Origin of the sequence: Lacticaseibacillus kribbianus, assembly GCF_020180945.1 — a bacterium.
In the GTDB taxonomy this organism is placed as follows: domain Bacteria; phylum Bacillota; class Bacilli; order Lactobacillales; family Lactobacillaceae; genus Lacticaseibacillus; species Lacticaseibacillus kribbianus.
The window spans coordinates 72,027-96,066 of the sequence record NZ_JAIPUL010000003.1 but is presented as its reverse complement, the minus strand read 5'-3'; the positions used below and the strand labels follow the sequence as shown (position 1 = coordinate 96,066).

The window sequence follows — 24,040 nt, the reverse complement described above, 5'->3', positions numbered from 1 at the left end:
CCCCATGTCCCTGCTATCCGAACTGACCCACGCCAAGGCGTCCCTGTCCCGCTCCATCTCCGCCGAAAACCCGACCGGCGAACCCGGCGGCGGCGGCCGCGCGACCACCGGCACCGGCGCCGCCGCGGCCCGCGAGCTCGGCGTCGGCTGGAAGGTCTCCCCTTCCGTCGAGCTTGCCCCGCACAGCACCACCACCCTGGCCGACATCGACGGCCAAGGCGCCATCAAGCACATCTGGATGACCTGCTTCCCGGATCACTGGCGCAGCCTGATCCTCGAGTTCACCTGGGACGACGCCGCGATCCCGGCCGTGCGAGTGCCGTACGGCGACTTTTTCTGCAACGGGTGGAACAAGCGCTGCAACGTCAACTCGCTGCCGGTGGCGGTCAACCCCGCCGGCGGCATGAACTGCTACTGGGAGATGCCGTTTTTGCGCCACGCGACCGTCAAAATCGTCAACCTGGGCGACGCGGCGCTGCCGCTTTACTACCAGATCGACTACGCGCTGGAGGCGGTCGCGACGCCTTGCCTGTACTTTCAGGCCTACTGGCACCGCAGCCACCCGCTGGCCCAAAAGGCGGTGCACCCGATCTTGCCGCAGATTGCGGGCACTGGGCACTTCGTCGGCACCTACCTCGCCTACCAAAGCAACAGCACCGGCTGGTGGGGCGAGGGCGAGATGAAGTTTTACCTCGATGCCGACCGCGAGTTCCCGACCATCTGCGGCACCGGCACCGAGGACTACTTCGGCGGCGCGTGGAACTTCGAGCAGCCGCAGGGCCAGTACGGCAGCTACTCGACCGCCTTCCTCGGCCTGCCGCAGGTGATCCAACCGGACGGCCTGTACCAAAGCCAGCAGCGCTTTGGCCTCTACCGCTGGCACGTGCTGGACCCGATTCGCTTCACCACCGGCCTGCGCGTCACGCTGCAGTCTTTGGGCTGGCGCAGCGGGGGCCGCTACCTGCCGCAGCAAGACGACATCGCCTCCACCGCGTTCTTTTACCTGGACCGGCCGGACTGCCCGGACCTGAAGCCGCGGCTTGACGCCGATTGGCTGGAGGTCAACTGAGCACCCGACGCAAAAAAATCGTCCACCCCAACAGGACCGACTGGCCTGTTGGGGTGGACGATTTTTTTGCCGCCGCAAGCGGTCACGCTGCGGGGCGGCCGCTCAAATGCTCAATCCCAGCCGCCTGCGTGAGGCGCGCGCCTTGGTTTTTGCCTTGGCCGTTTGCCGGGCTTGTGGCGAACCGATCACTCGGCCGTGTAACGCTTGTACTGATCGCGGCGAATCTTCAGCCACTGATCCAGGCCGATTTTCTTGAGCTGGGTGATGTAGGCCGACCAGTTCTTGTCCAGACTCCACTTGCCCGTGACGAACTTCACGCGGGCCTGCGAGACGTAGTTATCAAGGTCGGTCTGGATGATGGACAGCTTCGCGGATTCGTCCGGGGTCGCCTGCAGCGACGGCAGAATCTGCTTGGGCAGGTGGTTCAGCGGGTCATCGGTGAACTGCTCCGGCTGCCGTCCGTACGCAATCTGCTTGTTCGCGTCGGACTGCTCGAGGTACGGGAAGAAGCCGGCGTACACGTTGTCCACGTACTGATAGGCACCGAGCTGTGGGCCCTTGGGGTTCTTCAGGATCTTATCGACGTAGACCTTTTGGCCCTTGTCGTTCAGCTTGTAGGTCACGCCTTCCTTCCCGTAAAACGCGAACTCGGAGCCTTCCTTGCTGTAGAAGTAATCGACCCAGCGCAGGAGCTTCTTGGGATCCTTCGCGTCCTTGGTGATGACGAACGCGCTGGTCCCCATGATCGAGGACTGGGTGATCAGGGCGCCGTTCTTGCCGTCCGGTCCGTTGACCACGGAGATCGGCACGTAGTTGTTCTGCACGGTTGGCCCGATGTAGTCCGGTCCAACCCAGGCGTAGCAGCCGACGACGTCCTTGCCGGCATCCGCGACCCACTTATCGAAGTCCACGCCGGCAAAGGCGGTCTTGGCGATCAGGCCCTTTTGGTACAGGTCCGCGAGGTACTTCCAGGCCGCCTTCATCTTCGCGTCGGAGTACATGTACTGCAGCTGGTCGCTGTCGTCGATGTAAAACCCGTTTTCCATCGCCGTGCGGCCGGCGGTGTTCATCCCGTAGGCCGCCTTGACGATGAGCTCCAGGGAGCCGAACTTGCTCGAATCCATGTAAAAGCCCTGCTCGTCCGCCTTGCCGTTGCCGTTCGGGTCCTTGGTCACGAACTGCTGAAGCACGTTTTCGAGTTCGACGGTGTTCGTCGGCTTCTTCAGCCCCAGCTTGTCCAGCCACTTCTTGTTGACATAGAGCCGGTAAGCACGGCCACCCCCCAGCGGGTCGTCACTGGTGTACGGCAGCCCGTAGATGTGACCGTCCGTGGTCGTCAGCGCCTTTTTGATGCTCGGATCCTTTTGCATCAGCTTGTTCAAGTTGGGCGCGTACTTGGGAATCAGCTTCTCCAGCGGCTGAAACAGCCCCTGCTTCCCGTACTTCGCCAGCTCGTCGTTCGACCAGATCGTCTGGTAGAAGGCGTCGGGCAGCTGCTTGCGCGCCAGCACCAGCTGCTTTTTTTGGTCCCAGTCCTTGACCGCCTCCCACTTGACCTTAACGCCGGTCTTTTTTTGATACTCCTTCCACATCCACAGGTCCTCGTTCTTCGGATGGACATCCGTGTGGTCCTGGGTTAACAGCGCAATCGTGTTGCTGTCCTCTTTGGTCTCTGAGGACTTCGCCCCACAACCCACTGCCACAACCGCCGACACCGCGACGGCGCCAAGCAGCATACCGTACCGTTTTTTCACTAGGATTCACCTCATTAGCAAGTCCGACCGATTACCGCTTCGTAATCGGCGTGTTCCCCATCAACGCCCGCCTAAATCCGCTTGCTCTTGTCCTCTGCCATACCGTGCCGTCACATCACCCCCTCAAAGCGCCGGCCATCACTCGTCGGTCGTCACGCACAGCACCCCCTGGGCCGTCTGGCGCAGAAGCTGGTGTGCGGCCGCTCGACTTGACGCCGCGCCGGCAAAAATGTCGAATTCGAATTCGTAAAAGCCCGACAGATCGACCTTGAAGTTGGTCTCCCAAAAATTGTTCATGACCCAGGCGTACACCTGCTCGCGGTTGCGCGCCGCGGTCTTGGGGCCGCACAGCTCGATCGGTTTGGGATCGAGGTTGCCAAGCGTGATCAGTGGCGTGTCCTTCAGGCACACCCCGAGGACCCGGTCGTTTTGCTGGTAGAAGTAGCCCGTGTCCAGCAGGAAGAAGTCGGCGTTCGTGCCCGGCAGCTGGTCGATGGCCGGTCGGAAAAGCGCCCCGCTTTTTTCGGCGTACAGGTCGCTTTGGGCGAGCAGCGGCAGCGCGACGTACAGGTTCTCCGGCGCCCAGGTGTTGTCCTTTTGCAGCTGCACCACCGCCTGGATGTACGGCAGCTCCTTGTAGACCTTGAGCACCACCGTGTACATCTGCGTACCAGTTAGGGCGTAATCCAGCGCGACGCTTTGCGAGATGGGACCATCGGCCAGGTTGCGAATGTTCACCAGGCGCGAGAAGCTGCGCTGCACGCCCTTCCCCTTGCGATTGCGGCCCATTCGCCTGCGCGCGCTGCAGGGGTCGGATTTCACCGGCGTCTGCTCGTAGACGCCCGCAAACAGCGGGGCCGCAGCGTCTTGAAGCAGGAGATCCTCGCCCGTCGCGCGGTCGATCAACCGGCCGATGCCCGTGGTCTGACTCAGCTCGACGCGAAAATCTCGCGTCTCAAGCACCATTTCGTTGGGCTTGCCCGGGTAGTCGATGTCTTGAACCCCCTCGGCGCCCTGAACAAAATTGGTGTACGAATACCCGCCGCGATGCTGGTCCGCCGCCGCGATCCGCAGCCCGAAGCGCTTGACGGCCTTGGGCGCCAGGCTGACCACGATCTCGAACTCGTAGGCGCGAGCGGTGCGCTCAAGCTGAAAGTCGCAGCGCGCCCCGGTGTCCAGATCGTACACCTCAATGCGTGACAGCCACTGATCCGTTAACCGGTGGCCCTCAACGCTCTCCCACCCCGCCAGAAGCAGTCGCGCCGGTGCCGTGACCGGCGCGTCGCCGGGGTTCACCACCCGGTACGTCTTGCGCCGATTGGCCCGCGGGTAGGCCAGCCCGTAGTCGCGCACCGCAAGCTCGGTGACCAAGTCGTTGGTCGCCTGGCTTGCGCGCACCGCGTAGTCGGCCTTGCGGAAGTCGAGCTCGTTGACCAGCGTGTTCCAGGGCTGCGACACCGACGACGAGTACCCCCAGGTGTGCTCGGCGTAAAGCATGAGGGCGTGCTCCGCGCGGGCCATCAACGGCGAGTCGTCGGCGCGACCGCCGGCCAGCTGCCGCGCCAGGTGGTACTGGCGCTGGGCGGTGCGGTAAATCTTGGTCGCCGCCGGGGTTGATCCCACCCCGTCCGCCCACCAGTCGTTCCAATCGCCGCGGTACACGGGAATGGCCGCCAGATCCTCCTGGCGCAGAATGTCGAAAAAGCCGTTCAGGCCGATCATTTTGACCTGAATTTCGTCGCCGTACTGCCGATTCCAGTCCGCGATCGCCGTCACAATGTTGGCATTGGGGCCCGCATTGTCCGAGGCGAACCCCGAGATCATGACGGGTGCGAAGTCGTACGGGTAGCCGCGTTGCGCCAGCGCGTCGAAGTAGCGGGTGATGCGCGCGTGCGCGACGGTGAGCTGCGAGGTCTCGAAGTCCCCGACGTACTCATCGTGAATCTGGTAGCTCATCGAGGCGTCCGGCATGATGCCCAGCTCGTTGCCGAAGTGGTAGTGCTCGCCGTTCCAGACCAACAGCCGCTGGCCGTCGGGCGTCTCCCACCAGAACGGCAGCTGATTTTGGTACAGCGGGTACAGCCCGTGGTGCCCGTGGATGCAGGTGAACAGCTCGTCCACGCCGTTGTTCAGGAGCGCGGACGCGTAAGACCAGGCAAAGCCGTTGATGTCCGCGGTCATCGCGGCCCGCAGCGGGCGCTTGAGTTGGTCCGCGAAGCGCCGGCCCCGGGCCAGCGTGCGCGTCAAAACGGTCTGATCGACCAGCTCCGTCATGTTGAGGTAATTCAAAGACAGGTCGACGTGACCCGCCTCGACGGCCGCGGTGAACTGCGCCTTCTCGTCGGCCGTGGCCTCCTTCCAGAAGTTCTCAACCTGCCAGTAGTTCTCGCAGGTCCACACAAAGTCCTCCGCCTGCGCGGTCGCCTGCCGGTCGCGAATGATGGCCAGCGCCTGGCGGATGAAGTCCGCGTGGTAATGCGCGATGTCCTCCTGGCGCGCCGTGTACCCGATGTCCGTGTGCGAGTGATTAATTAGGTATAGCGTTTTCATAAGGATAGCCCCTCCGTTTCTCGCCTCATCACTCACAGTATACGAGCCGGCCAACGGTAATCACAGTATATTTTGAAACGCTTTCACGGCGCGGGTTTCGCGACTTTGTACCTCTTTTGTATCGGTTACGCCATGCAATGCGCCCACTTTTCACCCTCACATGACCTAGGCGACGGTGCGCCGCCCCGCGATTGGGGAAGTGACCGGGCAACCGTGACGCGTTGCCCTGCTGAGCGGCCGCCAAAAAGGCGCATCGGCCGAGCGCTCATCCCAGAAAATGAGCCAAACTCGTCGATGCGCCCAGTGGTGATTGCAACGTCCCGTCAAACGAGACCGCGCACCCAAGCCGCCGCCCCGCGGCGCCAGCCCCTGCGCGGTCCCGTCACGCCCCGGACCCGTGTGCCTGCCTCACTTGGTGCTTGCCATCCGCATCCCGCACAGCCCGTTGCACGTGCAGCGCCGCGCCGACGCCATCGCGCACTGGCACTTGCCGTCTTCCCCCGCGCACCCGCAGCCCGGCGCGCAGGTCATGCCGTGGTGGCAAAACGGGTTATCGTCCTTGCCGGTTGTGGCCTTCTCCGGTTCATTCGTCATCATAGTCCCTCCTCAGCAGCCGGCCAGGTCGGCCGTGCCGATCACGGCAAACTCCGCGTCAAGCTTGGCGACCAGGCGCGCGCGGTCGCCTTCGGTCAGCGTCGCGCGCTCGCTTTGCGAAGCGGCGGTCGAAAGCACTTGTGCGTAAAGCGGCGCCTTGGCCGTTGCGGCGCCATTCGCCTGGACGCGCTGGCCGCGGTTTCCAGGCCGCCGGTGGTATCGACATAGGCCTGGCCGCGGCTGATGGTGTAGCCGGCGGCGAAGTAGTCCTGCTGGTTGATCAAGTAGTAGTCAATCATCGTGATGCCTCCCTATCATGCTGGGCGGTTGCCCGCCACGTTCATCATACGATGCGTGGTGCCCGCGCGCCAACGGCATTCAGTCCTCTTTCGCCCCTGTTTCTGCCTTGCCGCGCAACCTGCGGCCCGCGCCGGCCGCAGGTAGTGGCGCCACTGGGGGCCGCCGGTGCGCCGACCGTCCGGCCAGCCGTCAGCGCGTCCGCGCGGGGCTCATGGTCTGGTGTGCGGCAGACAAAAAGGCCTCCCATCGCCGCAGTCCGCGACGGGAGGTCTCACTGTTGGTTCACATAACTTTGCGCAGTCGGTTCACATAACATTGACCAGGTGGCGGTGCGTCAGGGTGGCGGTCAGTCACTAAGCCGCCCCCGCGCGACCTAGTCGCCGTCGTGCGCCTCGCAGTAGGCGGTCATGCCCTGCGTCAGGTAGTCGACCAGCGCCGCCTTGTCGGCCGCCGGGTCGAAGCCACCCATGTGCTCCTGGGCGATCGCCTGAAGCTGTTCGCGCGTGCAGCCCTGCCAGAAGCGGACGTAATCCTCGATTGTCTCTAGTGCGGCCATGGCCGCCACCTCCTCATCTATCACTTACCGTGTCAGTATAGCAGGCAGCGCCCGGTTCGCCAAGGGAAAGCGCTTTTCCTACAGTTCCGCGCCGTTGGTCGCGATCACGTGCTGGTACCAGTAGAAGGAATCCTTCTTGAGGCGCTTCAGGGTGCCGTCGCCCGCGTCGTTCTTGTCCACGTAGATCAGGCCGTATCGCTTGTCCATCTGACCGCTGCCGGCGGACACCAGGTCGATGATGCCCCACGGGGTGTAGCCGATCAGGTCCACGCCGTCGAGGGTGACGGCCTTGATCAGTTCTTCGATGTGCGCGCGCAGGTAGGCGATGCGGTACGGGTCGTGGATCTCGCCGGCCGCGGTGACGGTGTCCAGCGCCCCCATGCCGTTTTCGACGATGAACAGCGGCTTGTGGTAGCGGTCGGTCAGCCAGTTCAGGGCGTAGCGCAGGCCGAGCGGGTCGATTGACCAGCCCCAGTCCGTCTTGTCGAGGTAGGGATTTTCGACGTTGGTGTCGTCCCCGCGCGCCATGAACGTGTCCGGCTCGTCGGGCGCGGCCTTGCGCACCCCGGAGGCGTAATAGGAGAAGCCGACGTAATCCACCGTGCCGTTTTCAAGCGTGACCAGGTCCTCCGGGCGAATGTCGAGCTCAAGCCCCTGCTGCTTTTGGTAGCGGCGCAGCCAGGCCGGGTAGCGACCCAGGCTTTGGACGTCCGAGAACCAGAAGTTGGCCTGCATCGCCCGCAGCGCCTTGAAGGCATCCTTGGGCGCGGAAGTCGCCGCGTAGGCCAGGCCGTAGGAGACCATGCAGCCGATCTGGTTGGTCGGGTCGATCGCGTGGCCGATCTGCACCGCCTTGGCGGAGGCGACCAGCTCGTTGTGCCCGACCTGGTACAGCACCTGCTCCGGGTTCTCGCCGGGGGCAAGGCGCACGCCGGAGTCGGTCCAAAAACCGCCCTCGCCCAGGCCGTTTTGGTTGTTGATCTCGTTGAACGTCATCCAGTGGTGCACCTTGCCGGCGTAGCGCTGGAACACGATGGTCGCGTACCGCACGAAAAAGTCGATCACGCGCCGGTCGCGCCAGCCGCCGTACGCCTCCACGAGGTGATAGGGCATCTCGAAGTGCGACAGCGTGATCACCGGCTCGATGCCGTGCGCAATCAGATCATCGAAGAGCCGGTCGTAAAAGGCCAGGCCCGCCTCGTTGGGCTCGTCCTCGTCGCCCAGAGGGAAGATGCGCGACCAAGCGATCGAGGTGCGAAAGGCCTTCATCCCAAGCTCCGCAAACAGCGCGATGTCGTCATCGTAGCGGTGGTAAAAATCAATCGCGCTGTGGTTGGGGTAGTTTTTGCCGGGCAGCACGCCGGCCGTGATCTCGCGGGGCACGCCGTTGCCGCCGGCCGCCATCACGTCGGCGATCGAGACGCCCTTGCCGCCTTCCTGCCATCCCCCCTCAAGCTGATTGGCGGCAACCGCGCCGCCCCACAGGAAACCTTCTGGTAATTGTGTCATCTGATCCTCCTTTTGGCTAACGCCAGTCAAAAATCACGCTGCGCGACTCCGTGTGGTCCGCCAGTGCCGTGTAGGCCGCCTGGCAGTCGGCCGGCTTGTAGAAGACGGCCTGCCCGGCGACGCTCAGGACGCCCGCGTTCAGCCAGGCCGCGGCTTGGCGCACATTGTCGGCGTGGCCGTACCAGGCGTACTCGTCGGCGTGCGCCGGCAGGAACCACTCCCAGCCGGACTTCAGCGTGATGAAGCCGTAAAACACCGCCCGCAGCAGCTCGTGGGCGCCGGCGTCGCCGTACGCGCGCCACGGCACCCCGATCTGGTAGACCTCGCCGCGCTTGCGGACCAGCGGCAGGGCCGCCAAAAGCAGCGTGTCGACGCCGGTGCACTCCAACAGCAGGCCGAACGGTGCGGGGTTTGCGGCCGCAAGCGCCGAAACGGAGGCGAAGGTCGCAATGTCGGTGTGCGCCGCCACGAAGGCGCGCCGCGCGGGGTCGCGGTCGACTGCCACCACATTATAGCCCAGGTGAGTGAGAATCTGGCAGGCAAAATTGCCGACCATCCCAAGCCCCAGCACCAGCACCGACTCCAGCGGCTTGACGGTGGTATCGACGATCGAGGACATCGACACCGCCGCCATCCGGGCGAAGATCACGGTTTCGAGATTGCTGTCGGCGTCAAGCGAGATGCAGTCAGCGGCTTTCATCACGCCAAAGGCCGCGTGCGGGTAGTCCGCAAGCACCAGCCCACCGAGCGGCAGGGCCGGTGCCTGGGTCTCGACGACCTTGCCGATCACGGTGTAGCCGGGCCGCACCGGAAAATCCATGTCCCCCTCGGCGTTGTTGAACGGGCCGAGCTCCGAGCCCGTCGACACTAGGGAGATCAGGCTCTGGACGCGCACTTCGCCGGGATGCAGCGGCGCTTGCTCAACCGCGTGCAACCGCACCTGCCTTGTGCCGGTAATCTCAATCTCTTGATTCATCATGGTCGGCCTCCTGAATCAGTTCGAACACCTCGCCTGCCGGGCTTTGCAGGTAGCCGTACCACATGTAGACCATCCCGCCGGCGAAGGTTGGAATGTCCGAGAAGGCCGGCGCCACCACGACGCGCGCGCCCAGCGCCTGGGCCTTTTCGAACGTCTCGTGGATGTCTTGCGTCGTGAAGGCGACGTGGTCCCAGATGCCGTGCGGCGCGTGGTTGCTGTGGTCCTCGAAGATTTCGAAGGTCACACCCGGGCCGACGTTCAGGATCACCGCGTGGTCGCCGGTGCCGACCGTCCCCCACTCGTGAACGACGCGCGCATCGAACAGGCCGGTGAAAAACGCGACGGTGGCGGTGATGTCCTTGGTTTGCAAACAGATGTGGTTCAAGACTGCAGTTGGCATACTCGCTCCTTTCAGGCCGCACCTGGCGGCCGGCGGCGCTGTCGGCACCGCGGTGACTAGACAAAACAGTGGCTGCGCCCCGAGGGACCCAGCCACTGTCGCATTACGCAAGGCGAACGGAATAAGTTTGGACCATCAGGCAATCGAGGTAGGCGATTCCCGAGACCCCGAACAGGAGCCAAAGGAAGATCAGCTTGAAGCCGAAGATCGGCCACAGCAGGGTGACACCCAGGCTGACGAACATGACGATGGTGATCACCACGTTGCCCATCAAATACCGCACGGCTTCCCCGATGAGCGCGGGCCATGGTGCTTGGTCCTTGGCGGTCAGCTGAAGAAAGACCGCAAGCGATAGCAGGATGGCCACCGCCAGCCCCACCATCAGCACCACCGCGAAGACTAGGGCGCGGCTGAGGGTCAACAGCGCGTAGATGCCAAGCCCAAGCCCGGCAAACAGGGCGACCGTCGCTAGCTCGAAGGCCAGCCCGCGCCAGAAGCGCTGCGCGAACGCGCGGAAGAACTCACGCGCCACGCCGTTGTCGGTGTGCGCCACGACCTTGAACAGGGTGACCCACAGGGCGAGCAGCGCCGGGCCGGCGGTGACCACCGGCAGGCACAGGGCGAGGAACATCACGTTGAGGCCGATCAGCTTCCAAGCCAGGCCGAGCACGCGGTTCAGGGTGCCGTTAACATCGAAAACCTTCTGGAGCATGTCACATCATTCCTTCAAGCCGAGCTTCTTAATGTTTTGCTTCATCTTCTGGTTCATGATCTTCTGGATGGCGGCGTAATCGTACTGCTTCTTGGCCTTCTTGTAGGCGGCCATCGCGGCGTCGTAGGCCTTGTCGTTCTTGGCGCGGATCATCGAGACGATCGAGGTGTTCCAGGTGGTGTTGATGTTGCTGTAGTTCTTGGCCTCCTGGGTGCCCTGATCCGGCGCCACGTTTTCAACCAGGTAGTTGGACTTCACCTTGCCCTTGCCCCAGTCGATGAACTGCTGAACGGACTTGGCGTTGGAGTTGGCCGCGCCGTTGGCCAGCGTGCGGTCGTTGGCGAACAGGTAGAAGGAACCCAGGTTGTAGGTGTTGGTGTACTTGGTCGGGTTGGAATTTTGCAGCGCGGTGACCTCAGGCTTGATGGCAAGCTTGCCGTCCGAGTTGACGGTGTAGGTCTTGTTCTTGATCCCGAACTGCATCTGAATCATGCCCTGCTTGGAGGTCAGGTAGGTGAAAAGCTGCATGACCTTGGCAGGATCCTTGGCCTTCTTGGTGATGTAGCTGTTCATCCAGCCGGACACCCCGGAGTTGCGCAGCGTGATGGTGCGGCCCATCGTGCTCTGCGGGCCGTCGATGGCGACGTACTTTTTGCCCTTGTTGGCATCGATGAAGGACTGAAGCGCGGAGGCCTGAGAGGTCGTGCCGTCCATGAAGATGGTGGCGTACTTTCCGGCCTTCAGCTTGTCGGTGAAGCCGTTGGTGTCATCGGAGAAGGTGTCGTCGCTGAGGTAGCCGCGGCGGTAGGCGGTGTTAATCGTCTGGACCCACTTCAGGTAGTCGGGATCCAGGTTGCGGTCGTAGTAGGCGCCGCTCTTGGTCTTGACCGGCACGCCGAGGTAGTCCTGCAGCGAGTAGCTGATGGCCGAGGCCCCTTCGATGACGGAGTTGAACCCAAAGCCCAGCAGGTCCGGGAACTTCTCGTGGATCTTCTTCAGCGCGGCGAGGAATTCCTCGGGCGTCTTCATGCTTGGCTCACCGATCGCCTTGTACACATCGTTGCGCACGACGAACGCGGTGGTCGGGTTGACGTAGCCCTTGTCAAAGTCGTCTTGGGTGTTGGAGAAGTTCGGGTAGCCGTAAGACTTGCCGTCCTTGAGCTTGTACCAGTCCAGCGTCATCTTCTTGGCGGCGTGGGCCAGGAAGTACGGGTCGTACTTCTTGGACAGGTCGTTCAGGGACCAGGCCCAGCTGGCGGCCTTCTTGGCGGTCGAGGAGGTCATGTCGTCGATGGTGATGATGTCTGGCATGTCGCCGCTGGCGAAGTAGGTGTTCAGCTTGGTGTTGTCGCCGGTGACGAACTTGATCTTAACGTTCAGGTCCTTTTCGAGCTTCTTGGTGATCATGTCCTTGCCGAACGCGTCGGTGTTGACCCACCAGTCCGCGTTCAGGTACCAGGTCAGGTTGGTAACCTTCTTCTTCTTGTCCAGCTTCCACGCCGGGGTGTCCTTCTTCGGCGTGTAGCGGTCCGCGATGCTCTCCTTAGGCCCGGTACTGCCGGCGCTCCCCTTGGAACCGCAGGCGGTCAGCCCGCCGATGGCCAGCATCCCCGCGAGTGCAACGGCTAAATACTTTCCTTTTTTCATCATTTGTTCTCTTCCTTCTATTCTTTGACGGCACCAGACATCATGCCAGAGATAAAGTACTTCTGAAGAAATGGATAAATCACAAGAATTGGAACGGTGGTAATCACAATGGTGGCGATCTGAACCCCCTTCGTCGTCGACTGCAGGGCCACCGAGCCGGCGACCTTAGCCATGTCGTGCGTCTGCGATTGAACGATGATGTTGTACAGCTTCAGCTGCAGCGGGTAGAGGGCCTGGTTGGTGATGTACAGCTTCGCGGTCATGAAGTCGTTCCACTGCCCAACGCCGTTGAACAGCGCGATGGTGGCCAGCCCCGGCTTGATCAGTGGCATGTAGATCTGCCAGAAAATGCGCCAGTCGCCGCCGCCGTCGATCTTAGCCGATTCCTCCAGGGACTCCGGCACGCTGCGGAAGAAGTTCATGAGAATGATAACGTCGTAGTAGTTGAACAGGCCGGGCAGAATGTAGACCCAAAAGCTGTTTAGCAGACCGAGCGAGCGAATCAAGAGGTAGGTCGGAATCATGCCGCCGGAGAAGAACATGGTGACGATCCCCATGGCGGAGTAGATGCTGCGGCCGCGCAGCTTGGCCTTGCTCAGGGCGTAGGCGCACACGGCACAAAACATCGTGTGCGTGATGACCCCGACGATGGTTTTGGCCACCGAGATGAAGAAGGCGTGCCAGATGGTCGTGTCCTGGAACACCGCGCGGTAGTTCTCAAGCGACCACTCGGTGGGCCAGAAGTTGCTCTTGCCGGAGGCCAAAGCCTGCCCGGAGCTGAATGAGGAGACCAGCACGTTCCACAGCGGCACCACGATCAGCAGGGTGAAGACACTCAGCAGCAGGACGTTGAAGAAGTTGAAAATGCGCGCGTCCTTGTCTTGCTTACGAAACGAATGATTGTCCATGTCTGCCCCTCCTATAGAATTTGCCGGTCGTCGTTGAGCTTAACGGCCACCTTGTTGGTGAAGACCAAAAGCACTACGGAGATGACAGAGATGCCCAGCCCAACGGCCGTCGCGTACGAGAAGTTCCCCTGCGTCAGCCCGATGCGGTACACGTAAGAGTTGATGACTTCGGCCTTCGCCGTGTTTTGGGTGTTCATCAGGACCAGGGTTTGATCCAGGTTCGAGTTCAACAGCCCGGAGATGGTCAGAATCATGTTCAGCCCGATCATCTCGGAAATCCCGGGCAGGGTGATGGACCAGATCTGGCGCATGCGGCTCGCGCCGTCGATCTGCGCGGCCTCGTAGTAGGTCGGATCGATCTTGGACATCGTCGCGAGATACAGGATGGTGCCCCACCCGGCGTTTTGCCAGACGTCGGACAAGGTGGCGATCCACCAGTACTTGCTCGGCTCAATCAGCTGGTTTTGCGCGTGGTGGATCAGCCCGAGCATCTCCCCGACTTGGTTCAACAGGCCGGTCGTGGACAGCCAGGAGATCAGCATCCCGCCGAGCACGATCCAGGACAGAAAGTGCGGCATGTACGAGATGGTCTGCACGATGCGCTTGAACGGGCCGTCCTTGAGCTCGAAGATCATCACCGCGATGATGATCGGCAGGACGAAGCCGATCAGAAGCTTCAGGAAGCTGATTGCCAGCGTGTTGACCACCGACTGCCAAAACATCTGGTCGCCGATGATCTCCTTGAAGTTGTCCAGGCCCACCCAGGGGGCGCTTGCCATGGTGTCGGTCACCGTGTAGTTCTTGAAGGCGATGACCAGCCCCCAGATCGGGATCAGGTTGAAGATGATCATGAAGACGACCCCGGGGATGATCATCGACTGCAGCTGCCACTGACCCAGCAGCGAATCCGCCTTGAAGAGGCGTTTTTTGCGGTTCGGTACTTCTTGTGCCGGTTGCACAATCACTCACCTCTTTCTTGAGCCACCCAGGCGACCGCATTGCGCAAGAGCCGGTGGAACTGCGCGTTGCCCAGGGCAAAACTGGTGTGGCCGGGTACCGCGCTGAACACGCGGCCCTTGCCGTAGCTTGAGCACCAAGCCCCAAGCGAGGTCACCTCCGCGGAGGTGGTGAGCATCAGCGCGTCGACCTTGTCGGCCTGCACCGCGCAGAAGTAATGCTCGTCCACCGCCTCGATTGGCGCGACCCCGTCGAGGATCGGGTGGGTCACGTTGGGAATCGCCACGGTGCGCAGCGGAATCTGCTGCGCGGAGTGGCTGATGAAGCGACCCGAGTTGATCTTTTGGTAAAACGGACTGTCCTCCTGAATCAGCACCAGCCCGGCGTGGACGAACATCATGCCCATGCCGGCGGCCACGCGGTCGACGATGCGAGCCTGCTCCGCGTTGGTGATATCGGGATCCCCGTCGTTGCGCCCGGTGTTGAACTGAACGATCAGGTCCAGCGTGTCGAGCTTGTCGAGCGCCGTGCGCAGCGTGTCCGTGGTTGCGACCTCCCAGTCCGGCCCGAACAGGTCGGGCAGGATCGGGTCGATCAGCTGACGGGGATGGTAAAAGTCATCGCGCACCACCATTGCCTTTCTCATGTTTAACCCCCTTAGTGATAACGGTACCAATTTTGTATAAAGCGCTTTCTATCCGTGAACATAATATTATAAAGGCAATCGAGCGTCAATAGCCTTTTGACGTATTTCTTAAAAACGTTATCAAGACTGTGGCTGCTGGAATTTCGCCAGCCGTGTCAAGTCAGCCAGGGCCACGGCGACCTGATCGCCGCGCGTGGTCTGCTCCGTCTCGTACACCAGGGACCGGGTCTCCTCTTGCGCCGCGGCGGCGAGAATCGCGGGCCAGTCGTTGGCGTCATCGGGCCCGGCCAGCACGGTGTTCAGGCCGGCCTCGGCCCCGTACGGCTTGCAATGCACGTACCGCGCGCGTCGGCCGACCCGGTTAAGCCACGCCACCGGGTCCGTGCCGGCCTCGATGGCGCCGCCGGTGTCGACCTCGATGGCGAAGTTGGGATCGGTTTCGGCCAGCAGGATCTCAAGCGAGGTGCGCCCGTCGGCCAGGCGCTCGCCGAAGTCGTAGGTGTGGGTGTGGTAACCCAGGTGCATGCCGACGCCCTCAACCGCCGCCTGAATCTCGCGGATGCGCGCCGCGTGGCGGGACCACACCGCCGGCGTGTTCTCGCTTTGGCGGTGGCCCACCTCCCACGGCCCGCCGAGCGCGGGAATGATCAGGTCGGCGTTGCCGCAGGCTTGGTGGTAGGCGATCGTCGCCGCCAGCACGTCCGGTTGCAACAGCCGCCACTCCACGTGCCAGCCGGTCAGCGTCAGCTGCTCGTGGGCGAGCAGGCGGCGCAGGTCGGCCGCCGGCATGAGCGGGTCGCCGTACATCTCGACTTGCCGCACCCCGGCCGCGCTCAGCCGGTGCAGCGTGTGCGCCGGGTCCTTTTGGTAGGTGTCCCACACCGAGTACATGCCCATGCTAATCGTCATCGCCAGGCTCCTTTCCAAGCGTCGCAAGCACGCTCAGCCACTTGCCGACCGCGCCGATCCAGACCTCCTTGTAGGTCGCGTTGTTGGCCTGGGGCCAGTACGGCACGTCCTCATTGTCCTTGGTCTCGATGCCGACGGGCAGCCCGCCGACGATTTCGCCGCTCAAAACGGAGTTCAAGGCGGCGAAGCGGTGGCCCTCCCCGTACATCAGGGACTGGCCGAACGGGTTCTCGCCGATCAACCACTGCAGCTGATCCTGCGCAAGCTGCGCCAGGCGCGGCCGGTGCAGCACCGGCGCCAGGGCGGCGGCCCCGATGGCGGCGGACAGCAGCACGGCGGTGTTGCCGCGGAAGGAGAACCACACCGGGAAGCGCTTGAGGTACAGCCCTGGCGCAATCTCGGTGCCCGCCTTCAGCTGGGCGGAAAACTCGTCCTTGGCCGCCGCGTCGATCAGCAGGTGCTGGTGGGCGAAGCTCGCCTCGTCCAGGTACTCCAAGTCGCCGTACACGCCGCTGGCCAGCATCGGGTACGGGGCGCAGGCGTCCGCGAGGTACGTGAGGTAATCCGCGTAGGCGTTGGCGCACCGGCGCCAGTAGGGCTGGCTATCGCTGTCGGGCACTAGGGTGATCACCGTCGCCAGCGCCTGGCCGTAAAGCTGTTCGCGGGACTGGTGGTTGAAGTGGGTGAACACGCGGTGCTGGTTGTTGCGGTAGAACATGCCCTTGAGCGTGCGCCCGTCGAACAGCGCGATGCCGTCCTGCTCCTGGGCGCTGAGCATCTGGTTGAGGAAGTCCGCCGCGCGCGCGGCGTACTTTGCCTCCCCGGTCAGCTTGTACAAAAGCGCGGAGAAGCGGGCCACCGCCGCGTCGTAGGTGCTGCGCGGGGTGTTGTAGGTGTGCTCCCAAAACACCGGCTCCGCCTTGAACGGGTGGTCGGCGTAGTCCAGCCGGCCGGCCTCGTACTCGGCCACGGCCACCTCGGTGAGCGCCGCCTTGTAGGCCGGATCGTCGTCCGGCAGGCTCAGTGCGACGTCGGCCAGCGCCCCGCCGATCAGGAAGCTTTCAAGCGAGTTGTTGTGCACGCGCGCCGCCACGTCGTCCATGGTGCCGATCTGGTTGTCGGTCCAGCGGTTCAGCCCGGCGGACGTCACGTGGTAGCCGTCTTCAAGCCGCATCCGCAGGACAAAGTCGACGCCCCAGCGGCCCTCCCGGCGCAGCCGGTAGGCCAGGTCGGGGTCCGTGTCCGCGATCACCTGGGCGTACTGGAACAAGGCCGCGGCGACCTCCGCCGTCTGCACGGTCTGCTGCGACAGATCGCCGGCGTCGTGCCAGCCGCCGCAAAAGGCGATGCGCCGGCCGCGAAACTCGGCCGTCACGTCCTGATGGCAGGTGCCATGGATGCCGGGCACCGGGTAGCCGCAGCGCTCGCTGTAGATGAAGTTCAACGCCTTTTGCGCCGAATCGCCCCACAGCGCAAGCGCCGTGCCCAGGCGAAACGGCCGGGTCTTGCGGTCGCCGGCCACCAGCGTGTAGGTGCCGGGCGTCGTGAACGCGTCGAAGTCGTAGGTCGTGAAGGTGCCGGTGGCGGCGGTGACCACCGCCCCTTGACCTTCGTACACCACTGCGCCAGCCGCGTCGACTAGGGTGAACGCCTTGGGCGCTGCGCCGCTTGCGATCACGCGCTTGCTCCCGTCTGCCAGGTAGCCGTCGTGCGAGTAGACCAGGTCGCTGGCCGCCCAGCCGCGGCTGGTCAGCGTCACCTCGGCCTTTTCAAGCCTGAGGTGTTGCACCGAGAAGCGCTGGGTGCCGGGCAGGTTGTACAGCGAGCCGTCCGCCTCGACGGTGAATGCGATCGCGGTCACGTTGTCGCGCGGCATCTGGTCGATGGTCAAGATCACGTGAGACGTGACACCGTTGATCAGGTGGATCGCGTGCACGCCTTCGCGGCCGTATGCGTCCGGCACCTTTTCGACGCCGTCGTTGGTCAGGCTCAGCGTGATGTTGGGCTTTAGAACGTGCGTGCAGTCCGCCGTGATGTCAAAACTCAGGCGGGTGTAGGCCGTCCAGTCCGAATCGGCCGGCCGCCCGCTCACCTTGGTGCTGCCAAAGCTCACGTAATCGCCGTCCGAGGGCGCGCCCGGGTCCCACGTGGCAAAGCGTGTCGGCGTGGTGATCGTCAGCGTGTCGGCGTCCTGCGTGAACGCCCCGCGGCCGCTTTTGTGCCAGTCCTGAATCGCGCACGCGTGACTGGCCAGCACCGGCTGCGCGGCAAGCGCCGCCTCAAGTGACTCCGTGGTGTCAAGCGTCAGCGGCTGTCCCTTGAGCAGGTCCGCCCGATCCCGTTCGTTCATCTCGTCAGGTCCTCTCCCTTCAGTCGTGAAAAGGCTAACACGGCGCACCCCTTCAGCGCAATCCTGGTCGAATCCAGGGTTGTGGTGGTGAACCCGTACTTCACGAAGCGTCCGACCTTGGCCTGAATCAGCGGCTGCAGCCGCTCAAGCATCCAGCCGTCCGCCATCACCCCGCCGCCGAAAACCACGGCCTGGGGGTTGGACGTGTACACCAGGTTCATCGTCAGGCACGCCAGGGCGTCCAGCGCCTGGTCGATCACGCACTTGGCCAGCGCGTCGCCTGCGCCGTAGCCGGCGACCAGGTCCTCGACGGCAATGCGGCCGTCCGCGTTCACCGCCAGGCGCGTGTCCGGATACTGCGGCAGCATGCGCTTGGCGATGTTGCTCATGCCAAGCCCAGAGGCGAGCGCCTCCACGCAGCCGTAGCGGCCGCACACGCAGCGCACCGGGGAATCGACGTCGACCACCATGTGGCCGATCTCGCCGGCGTCGTTGTGCTTGCCGACAATCAAGTGCCCGGCGCTCACAATGCCGGCGGCAATGCCCGTGCCGACGTTGATGTAGATCAGGTCGCGCGTGCGCTGGCCGATGCCGAGCTTCATCTCGGCGAGGGTGCCGCACACGACGTCGTTGGCGACGAAGCACGGCAGGCCGCACATGGTCGTGACCTCTTCCGTAATTGGAATCGGCACGGCCAGCTCCGGGCTAATCTCGCGCCAGACGCCGGCCTGGCTGTCGACGCGCCCGACCACCCCGATACCCACCGCGACAATGTTGCCAAGGTGTTCCTGGGTGTTCAGGTAATGCGTGATGGCGGACTTAATCATGTTCACCGCCACGCGTTGGGCACTCACGTCGGACTTGTAACGAACCCGGGAAAGCACCTCACCGTCCCGGGTCACCTCGCCCACCAGAATCTTCGTTCCGCCGAGATCGACGGCAAGCACCGTATCTGGTTTTGTCAAAATTGCACCACCTCTGATAACGTTTCTACTAAGCCTATTTGGTTCAACTTCACGGCTACAGTATATTTGTAAGCGCAACCCGCGTCAAGATTAAGCTTGAGAACGTTATCAACAACAGTTGCCTTTTGAGCCCATCTGCAATAAACTTAGCAGTGTCGGATGCCCCGTGTGCCTAGGAGAAAAGAGCTGCTGAGATGCCCAAGAATCTAACCATCAAAGAAATTGCCGCGCTGGCTGACGTGTCCGTGTCAACCGTGTCACGCGTCATCAACCACAAGCCCTCCGTGCGCCCGGACAAGGAGCGCCGGGTGCGCCAGGTGATCAAGGAGAACGGGTTTCAGCCCAGCATGGTCGCGCGCAGCATGGTCTCCAAGAAGACCAACACCCTGGCCGTGATCGTCCCGGACATCACCAGCCCCTACTTCACCGCGCTGATCGCCCAGATCGAGCTGAACAGCAAGGAGGCCGGCTACACGCTGCTTTTGTTCAACACCATGACGGCCGGCCGCACCCAATCGGCCGGCGCTGCCTCCGAAGAGGTCGGCGTGTTCACCCTGGTGCAGGAAAAAAAGGTCGACGGCGTGATCATCCTCGGCGGCGAGATCGACCGGGAGGTGCCGGATCCGCGGTACCTCGCCGGCCTCAACACCCTGTCCGAGCGAATCCCGACCGTGATCGTCGGCCACCCCGTCGCCGACTGCAAGGCGCTGTTCATCGAGCGCAACGAGAAGCTGGCCACGCAGGTCGTGACCGCGCACCTGCTGGCGACGGGCTACCGCCGCATCGGCTTCGTCGGCGGGGAGCCAGGCATCAAAATCACCACCATGCGCCTGAACGCCTTCGAGTCGGCCATGACGCTTTACGCCGACTACGATCCGGAGGCCGTTTTCCTGAGCGACTACTACATTCAAGACGGCTACGAAAGCATGCAGCGCCTGCTGCAAAGCGACCGGCCCGTTGAAGCGGTGGTCGCCATCAACGACCGCGTGGCGCTGGGCGCGATCCGCGCCGCCAAGGACGCGGGCAAGGACGTGCCGCAAGACATCGCCGTCGCCAGCTGCGAGCTGTTCCCGGACGGTGAGTGGGACATCCCCCGCCTGACCACCGTGGATTACCACAACGACATCCTGGGCCGCGCCGCCGTCTTGACCCTGATCAAGATGATCGACGGGGAGACCCCCGAGGCGCCGGTCATCGCAGATCCCCAGCTGGTGATCCGCGAGTCCTGCGGCAACCTGCTGAAGCGCCAGGCGCGCGCCGCCAAGAACGAGTAGCGGCCCCGCCGCTATTTTTGCGGCTAATTTTGATAACGTTGTCAAAAGAAAGGAACGTGTTGTCATGCCGACCATGCTGAGTTACATCCACCAAGAGCAGGTGCACCTGCCGGAAATGCTGCGGTCTTACCCCGCCCACTTCACGCCGCTCGCCGCGCGGCTGCCACAGACCGGGCACTGGCTGGTGCTCGCCACCGGCTCCAGCTACAACGCCGCCTTGAGCGCCAAGTACTACATTGAACGTCAGCTGGGGGTTCACTTCGACATCCGTGAGCCCTACCACTTTGCGCACTACGATCAGATTGCCCCCGACCTGACCGCCGTTGTCGCCGTCTCCCAAAGCGGCCAAAGCACCAGCACCCTGGAGGCGCTGGCGAAAGTCAAGCAGGCGCGGCCCAACCTGGTGAGCCTGGCGGTGACCAGCGCGCCGGACAAGGAGCTTGCGCAGGCCGCCGACCTGACGCTCGACATCCAGATCGGCCACGAGCAGGTCGGCTACGTCACCCTCGGCTTCACCGCCACCACCCTGAGCCTGATGCTGCTGGGCTTGCGTGCGGCCGCCTTGTGCGGTAGAGTGTCGGCGGACCAGGAGCGCGCAGAGCTTGCCGAACTGGCCGCCATCGCCGGCCAGTTCGACACCGTGATTGCGCGCACCCAAGCGTTTTTTGAGGCCCACCGCACGGACCTGACCACGGCGCCGCAGTACACAGCCATCGCGTACGGGCCGAGCATCGGCACGCTGGCCGAGATGGCGACCAAGTTCACTGAGGTGATCCGCCTGCCCAGCGAGGGCATCGAGCTTGAGGCCTACATGCACGGGCCGTACCTCAGCGTCAACGCCCAACACCGGCTTTTTTTCATCGCCACCCCCTGCGCGCCGGCGGTTCACGCCAAGGCCCAGGCCCTTTGCGACTACGAGCGGACCTACACGGACCACGTCTTCACGGTCTCGTTTCGGCAAGACACGCCGGCCGCCCCAAGCACGCTGCGCCTGCCGGCCGTTGAAGACGAGTTCAAGGTGCCGCTGATCGGTGCGACCGTTTTCCAGGTGCTGGCCTGGGAAATCACCACGGCCCGCGGCGTCAACCTTTCCGATCAGATTTTCACCGACTTCTCCGATAAGGTTCACAACAAGACCGTGCAGCAGCACTACGTCTAGGAGGCGCAATCATGCAAATTCTCATCAATCAGATCGGCTACCAAAAGGACCTGCCCAAGCGCGCCGTGGTCCAGTCCGCAAGCGTTCCGACCGCGACGCAGTTCACGCTGCTGGACGCGACGGGCACCGTCGTGTTCACCGGCACGGTGGCGCCGGTCGGGCCGGTGGCGCACTGGCACACCGGGCAGTACGCAACGCTTGACTTCTCGGCCTTTCGCGGCACCGGCCGCTTCGTGCTTCGCCTGACGGAGGGCGAACAGGTCGTCGACTCGCCGCGCTTCACCATCGATACCGGATCGATGGCGCTTCGCCTGACCTCGGCTTTGACCTACTGGTTCAAGGGCCAACGCGCCAGCGGCGAGTGGGCCGCAAGCGATGCCGCCGCCCGCTTCCAGGGGCCGCGCGAGGGGACCTGGGACGTGTCCGGCGGGTGGTTCGACGCCACCGGCGACGTCGGCGTTCACCTGACCCACCAGTCCCACACCGCCTACTACAACCCGCAACAGGCCGGCTTTTCCGCCTACGCCTTCTACCAGCTGGCCGAGCAGCTCGCAGACGGGCCCGAGGACTACGCCGTGGTCCTGCGCCGCATCCTCGATGAGGCCAACTACGGCAGCGACTCGCTGATGCGGCGGCTGGTGCCGACGCGCGCCTTCATCAAGTCGGTCGATCGCCCCGACGCCTTCGCCGTGGTCTCCGACTCCCGGGCGATGGCCTACGAGCTGCACCACAGCAGCGACCAGTTCGGTGAGGCCGAGACCCGAGACGCCGAAACCGTCACGGACCTGAACTACGAGACCTCGTTTCGCGCCGGGGGCGGCACGACCATCGCCGCCCTGGCGATTGCGGGCCGCCACTACTATCCGGGCGCCGCGTTCACCCAGGAGGCCAAGATCCAGGCGGCCAAGGACGCCTACCGCTACCTGAACGCGCACAACAACGAGCTGACCAACGACGGCAAGACCAACCTGGTCGACGCCTACTGCGCGCTTTTGGCCGCCACCGAGCTGTTCAAGACCACTGCGGAGTACGGCTACCTCCTGCAGGCCCGCGGCTGGGCCAAGCGCATCGCAGACGCCGGCACCAGCTTCGACGGCACCTGGTGGCTGGCGGTCGACCAGGACATGCCGTTCTTCCACCCCGCCGACGAGGGCCTGCCAGTGCTTGCACTGCTGCTGTACGCCGCCGTCGAAAAGGACGCGGCCGCGCAGGCGGCGGCCATCGCCACGGCGACGCGTGCGATGACCGCACTGTTGGCCGTCAGCCACGCGGTCAATAACCCCTTCGACTACCCGCGCCTGCTGGCCAAAAACGATCCCAAGGACCGGCTGCGCGCCCAGTTCTTCTTCCCGCACCACACCGCCGCCGCCCCGTGGTGGCAGGGCGAAAACGCCCGGCTCGCAAGCCTCGCCACCGCGGCCTTCAAGCTGGCTGAGGTGACCGAAGACGCGGATCTGGCCGCGGCGCTCACCGCGTTCGGCCAGGCGCAGCTCAACTGGATTGCCGGCTGTAACCCGTTCGATTCCTCGATGATCGAGGGCTTCGGCCGCAACCACATCCAGTACCATTTTGGCCAGCGCGAAGACTTCCTGAACGCCCCCGGCGGCATCGTCAACGGCATCACGAGCGGAATTACGGACGAAGGCGACATCGCCTTCGTGCGCGGGCCCGAAGAAGGCGTCGCCGACAACTGGCGCTGGGCCGAACAATGGATCCCGCACGTCTCCTGGGCGCTCCTGGCGCTCGGCCAACTCACTCACCTGCAGCAAAAGAGGTAAATCAAACAATGACCCAGACTTACATCGGTTTTGACTTCGGCGGCACCACCATCAAGCACGGCGTCGTAGACGTTGACGGCCACATCCTGACCAAGGCCGCCATCCCCACCCCCAAGGACCAGGCCAGCATCCTCACCGCCGTTTCGACCATCGTCGCCCAGTACCGCAAGGACTACCCAGAGGCTTGCGCCATCGGCATCTCCATGCCCGGCATCGTCCGCAAAGACGGCTACCTGATCACCGCCGGCGCCATCCAGTGCCTGTACCAGACCGACTTCGGCCACCTAGTGGAACAGGCGTGCGGCCTGCCCACCACCGTGGAAAACGACGCGAACGCGGCAGCTATCGCCGAGCAGTGGCTGGGCGCCGCGCGCGGCGTGCACGACTACCTCTGCGTGGTGCTCGGCACCGGCGTCGGCGGCGGCATCGTGATCAACGACCAGATCTACCGCGGCGGCCACGGCATGGCCGGCGAGTTCGGCTGGATGATCACCGAAAACTACGACCTGACCACGGACCTCGAACGCCACTCCCTGAACGCCACCAGCGCCGTGGTCGACGGCCTGTGCCGCCAGTACACGCGCGCCAAGCGCCAGCTGGACCCCGATTTTCCTCGCGTGTACGACGCGCGCCAGCTCTACGCCGCCGCGGCCGGCGGCGAGCTGTTGGCCCAAGGCATGCTGAACCAGTTTTACGCCGACATCGCGCTTGGCCTGATCGACCTGATCGCCGCCTTTGACCCCGAGCTGATCCTGGTCGGCGGCGGCATCAGCGCCAACGCCGACTTCCGCGCGGGCCTCGCCGCGGCCGTCTCAGACCTCAAGCGCCGCCACAAGAGCCTGGCGCGCATCCAGCCGGTGATCGACACCCCGGTCAAGCCGACCCAGCTGAAAAACGACGCCGGCCTGCTCGGCGCCGTGTACCAGACCTTCCACCGCAGCTAAGACCCGCACCGCGGTTGACCTCCCCCAAAAACTCCCCCAGGCCCCGACTGCCGGGCCACGCACGCAAATAAGCGACCACC

General features: G+C 63.7%; 21 protein-coding genes. 5 read left to right on the top strand and 16 right to left on the bottom strand.

Translation table 11 applies throughout. The annotated features are described in order from the left end of the window. Positions 1 to 4: 4 nt before the first annotated feature. A complete protein-coding gene (locus LE416_RS09690) occupies positions 5 to 1,069 on the top strand; it encodes a glycoside hydrolase family 172 protein (protein ID WP_225048263.1) in 1,065 nt (354 codons plus the stop codon). Between the two features lie 185 nt (positions 1,070 to 1,254). Here the strand turns inward: LE416_RS09690 and LE416_RS09685 are convergent, their stop codons facing one another. The 16 genes from LE416_RS09685 to LE416_RS09610 form a co-directional block, all read right to left on the bottom strand. Further along, complete coding sequence (locus tag LE416_RS09685) at positions 1,255 to 2,823, bottom strand: extracellular solute-binding protein (protein ID WP_225048262.1); 1,569 nt, start codon at positions 2,821 to 2,823, stop codon at positions 1,255 to 1,257. Between the two features lie 138 nt (positions 2,824 to 2,961). Then, positions 2,962 to 5,373, bottom strand: coding sequence for a glycoside hydrolase family 38 N-terminal domain-containing protein (locus tag LE416_RS09680; protein ID WP_225048261.1), 2,412 nt, complete (start codon positions 5,371 to 5,373; stop codon positions 2,962 to 2,964). Positions 5,374 to 5,781: 408 nt separating this feature from the next. Beyond that, positions 5,782 to 5,970 carry a hypothetical protein gene (locus LE416_RS09675; protein WP_225048260.1) on the bottom strand — a complete coding sequence of 63 codons (189 nt, stop codon included), beginning with the start codon at positions 5,968 to 5,970 and terminating at the stop codon, positions 5,782 to 5,784. A 92-nt stretch (positions 5,971 to 6,062) separates the two neighbouring features. Then, positions 6,063 to 6,266, bottom strand: a complete 204-nt coding sequence (locus LE416_RS09670; RefSeq protein ID WP_225048259.1) for a hypothetical protein — start codon at positions 6,264 to 6,266, stop codon at positions 6,063 to 6,065. 374 nt (positions 6,267 to 6,640) lie between these two features. After that, entirely contained in the window at positions 6,641 to 6,823 is a 183-nt protein-coding gene (locus LE416_RS09665; protein ID WP_225048258.1) for a hypothetical protein, read from the bottom strand. Between the two features lie 78 nt (positions 6,824 to 6,901). Then, positions 6,902 to 8,332: a 6-phospho-beta-glucosidase gene (locus LE416_RS09660; RefSeq protein WP_225048257.1), complete on the bottom strand. Its 1,431-nt coding sequence runs from the start codon at positions 8,330 to 8,332 to the stop codon at positions 6,902 to 6,904. 16 nt (positions 8,333 to 8,348) lie between these two features. Beyond that, a complete protein-coding gene (locus LE416_RS09655) occupies positions 8,349 to 9,311 on the bottom strand; it encodes a zinc-binding dehydrogenase (protein WP_225048256.1) in 963 nt (320 codons plus the stop codon). Continuing rightward, positions 9,292 to 9,711 carry a VOC family protein gene (locus LE416_RS09650; protein WP_225048255.1) on the bottom strand — a complete coding sequence of 140 codons (420 nt, stop codon included), beginning with the start codon at positions 9,709 to 9,711 and terminating at the stop codon, positions 9,292 to 9,294. The genes LE416_RS09655 and LE416_RS09650 overlap by 20 nt, the downstream gene beginning before the upstream one ends. Positions 9,712 to 9,814: 103 nt before the next feature. Then, positions 9,815 to 10,423 carry a DUF624 domain-containing protein gene (locus LE416_RS09645; protein ID WP_225048254.1) on the bottom strand — a complete coding sequence of 203 codons (609 nt, stop codon included), beginning with the start codon at positions 10,421 to 10,423 and terminating at the stop codon, positions 9,815 to 9,817. Positions 10,424 to 10,429: 6 nt separating this feature from the next. After that, positions 10,430 to 12,073, bottom strand: a complete 1,644-nt coding sequence (locus LE416_RS09640) for a type 2 periplasmic-binding domain-containing protein (RefSeq protein ID WP_225048253.1) — start codon at positions 12,071 to 12,073, stop codon at positions 10,430 to 10,432. A 14-nt stretch (positions 12,074 to 12,087) separates the two neighbouring features. Further along, the gene (locus LE416_RS09635) at positions 12,088 to 12,978 is read right to left on the bottom strand and encodes a carbohydrate ABC transporter permease (RefSeq protein WP_225048252.1); all 891 of its coding nucleotides are present in this window, start codon (positions 12,976 to 12,978) and stop codon (positions 12,088 to 12,090) included. 11 nt (positions 12,979 to 12,989) lie between these two features. Beyond that, positions 12,990 to 13,853, bottom strand: coding sequence for an ABC transporter permease (locus LE416_RS09630; RefSeq protein ID WP_225048729.1), 864 nt, complete (start codon positions 13,851 to 13,853; stop codon positions 12,990 to 12,992). Positions 13,854 to 13,939: 86 nt separating this feature from the next. Further along, positions 13,940 to 14,581: a ThuA domain-containing protein gene (locus tag LE416_RS09625; RefSeq protein WP_225048251.1), complete on the bottom strand. Its 642-nt coding sequence runs from the start codon at positions 14,579 to 14,581 to the stop codon at positions 13,940 to 13,942. Positions 14,582 to 14,701: 120 nt separating this feature from the next. Then, the gene (locus tag LE416_RS09620; protein ID WP_225048250.1) at positions 14,702 to 15,490 is read right to left on the bottom strand and encodes a sugar phosphate isomerase/epimerase family protein; all 789 of its coding nucleotides are present in this window, start codon (positions 15,488 to 15,490) and stop codon (positions 14,702 to 14,704) included. Then, positions 15,480 to 17,840 (bottom strand): glycoside hydrolase family 9 protein, encoded by a 2,361-nt coding sequence (locus tag LE416_RS09615; RefSeq protein ID WP_225048249.1) that lies wholly within the window; start codon positions 17,838 to 17,840, stop codon positions 15,480 to 15,482. Before LE416_RS09615 ends, LE416_RS09620 begins: the two co-directional genes overlap by 11 nt. Next, positions 17,837 to 18,805: an ROK family protein gene (locus tag LE416_RS09610; RefSeq protein WP_225048248.1), complete on the bottom strand. Its 969-nt coding sequence runs from the start codon at positions 18,803 to 18,805 to the stop codon at positions 17,837 to 17,839. Before LE416_RS09610 ends, LE416_RS09615 begins: the two co-directional genes overlap by 4 nt. 194 nt (positions 18,806 to 18,999) lie before the next feature. On the opposite strand from LE416_RS09610, the gene LE416_RS09605 reads away from it, so the two are divergent. The 4 genes from LE416_RS09605 to LE416_RS09590 all read left to right on the top strand — a co-directional run bounded on the left by LE416_RS09605 (position 19,000) and on the right by LE416_RS09590 (position 23,960). Next, on the top strand, positions 19,000 to 20,079 hold the full coding sequence (locus LE416_RS09605; RefSeq protein ID WP_225048247.1) for a LacI family DNA-binding transcriptional regulator: 1,080 nt from the start codon (positions 19,000 to 19,002) through the stop codon (positions 20,077 to 20,079). A gap of 64 nt (positions 20,080 to 20,143) precedes the next feature. Beyond that, positions 20,144 to 21,238 carry an SIS domain-containing protein gene (locus LE416_RS09600; RefSeq protein WP_225048246.1) on the top strand — a complete coding sequence of 365 codons (1,095 nt, stop codon included), beginning with the start codon at positions 20,144 to 20,146 and terminating at the stop codon, positions 21,236 to 21,238. Positions 21,239 to 21,249: 11 nt separating this feature from the next. After that, positions 21,250 to 23,016 carry a glycoside hydrolase family 9 protein gene (locus LE416_RS09595; RefSeq protein WP_225048245.1) on the top strand — a complete coding sequence of 589 codons (1,767 nt, stop codon included), beginning with the start codon at positions 21,250 to 21,252 and terminating at the stop codon, positions 23,014 to 23,016. Positions 23,017 to 23,024: 8 nt separating this feature from the next. Then, positions 23,025 to 23,960 (top strand): ROK family protein, encoded by a 936-nt coding sequence (locus LE416_RS09590; RefSeq protein WP_225048244.1) that lies wholly within the window; start codon positions 23,025 to 23,027, stop codon positions 23,958 to 23,960. Positions 23,961 to 24,040 lie beyond the last annotated feature (80 nt).

Coding starts and splice junctions, on each gene's coding strand:
- LE416_RS09665 (WP_225048258.1), bottom strand. CDS start 6,823: ATGGCCGCACTAGAGACAATCGAGGATTACGTCCGCTTCTGGCAGGGC.
- LE416_RS09590 (WP_225048244.1), top strand. CDS start 23,025: ATGACCCAGACTTACATCGGTTTTGACTTCGGCGGCACCACCATCAAG.
- LE416_RS09670 (WP_225048259.1), bottom strand. CDS start 6,266: ATGATTGACTACTACTTGATCAACCAGCAGGACTACTTCGCCGCCGGC.
- LE416_RS09605 (WP_225048247.1), top strand. CDS start 19,000: ATGCCCAAGAATCTAACCATCAAAGAAATTGCCGCGCTGGCTGACGTG.
- LE416_RS09620 (WP_225048250.1), bottom strand. CDS start 15,490: ATGACGATTAGCATGGGCATGTACTCGGTGTGGGACACCTACCAAAAG.
- LE416_RS09600 (WP_225048246.1), top strand. CDS start 20,144: ATGCCGACCATGCTGAGTTACATCCACCAAGAGCAGGTGCACCTGCCG.
- LE416_RS09655 (WP_225048256.1), bottom strand. CDS start 9,311: ATGATGAATCAAGAGATTGAGATTACCGGCACAAGGCAGGTGCGGTTG.
- LE416_RS09625 (WP_225048251.1), bottom strand. CDS start 14,581: ATGAGAAAGGCAATGGTGGTGCGCGATGACTTTTACCATCCCCGTCAG.
- LE416_RS09645 (WP_225048254.1), bottom strand. CDS start 10,423: ATGCTCCAGAAGGTTTTCGATGTTAACGGCACCCTGAACCGCGTGCTC.
- LE416_RS09635 (WP_225048252.1), bottom strand. CDS start 12,978: ATGGACAATCATTCGTTTCGTAAGCAAGACAAGGACGCGCGCATTTTC.
- LE416_RS09640 (WP_225048253.1), bottom strand. CDS start 12,073: ATGATGAAAAAAGGAAAGTATTTAGCCGTTGCACTCGCGGGGATGCTG.
- LE416_RS09595 (WP_225048245.1), top strand. CDS start 21,250: ATGCAAATTCTCATCAATCAGATCGGCTACCAAAAGGACCTGCCCAAG.
- LE416_RS09630 (WP_225048729.1), bottom strand. CDS start 13,853: ATGATCATCCCCGGGGTCGTCTTCATGATCATCTTCAACCTGATCCCG.
- LE416_RS09675 (WP_225048260.1), bottom strand. CDS start 5,970: ATGATGACGAATGAACCGGAGAAGGCCACAACCGGCAAGGACGATAAC.
- LE416_RS09680 (WP_225048261.1), bottom strand. CDS start 5,373: ATGAAAACGCTATACCTAATTAATCACTCGCACACGGACATCGGGTAC.
- LE416_RS09690 (WP_225048263.1), top strand. CDS start 5: ATGTCCCTGCTATCCGAACTGACCCACGCCAAGGCGTCCCTGTCCCGC.
- LE416_RS09660 (WP_225048257.1), bottom strand. CDS start 8,332: ATGACACAATTACCAGAAGGTTTCCTGTGGGGCGGCGCGGTTGCCGCC.
- LE416_RS09615 (WP_225048249.1), bottom strand. CDS start 17,840: ATGAACGAACGGGATCGGGCGGACCTGCTCAAGGGACAGCCGCTGACG.
- LE416_RS09650 (WP_225048255.1), bottom strand. CDS start 9,711: ATGCCAACTGCAGTCTTGAACCACATCTGTTTGCAAACCAAGGACATC.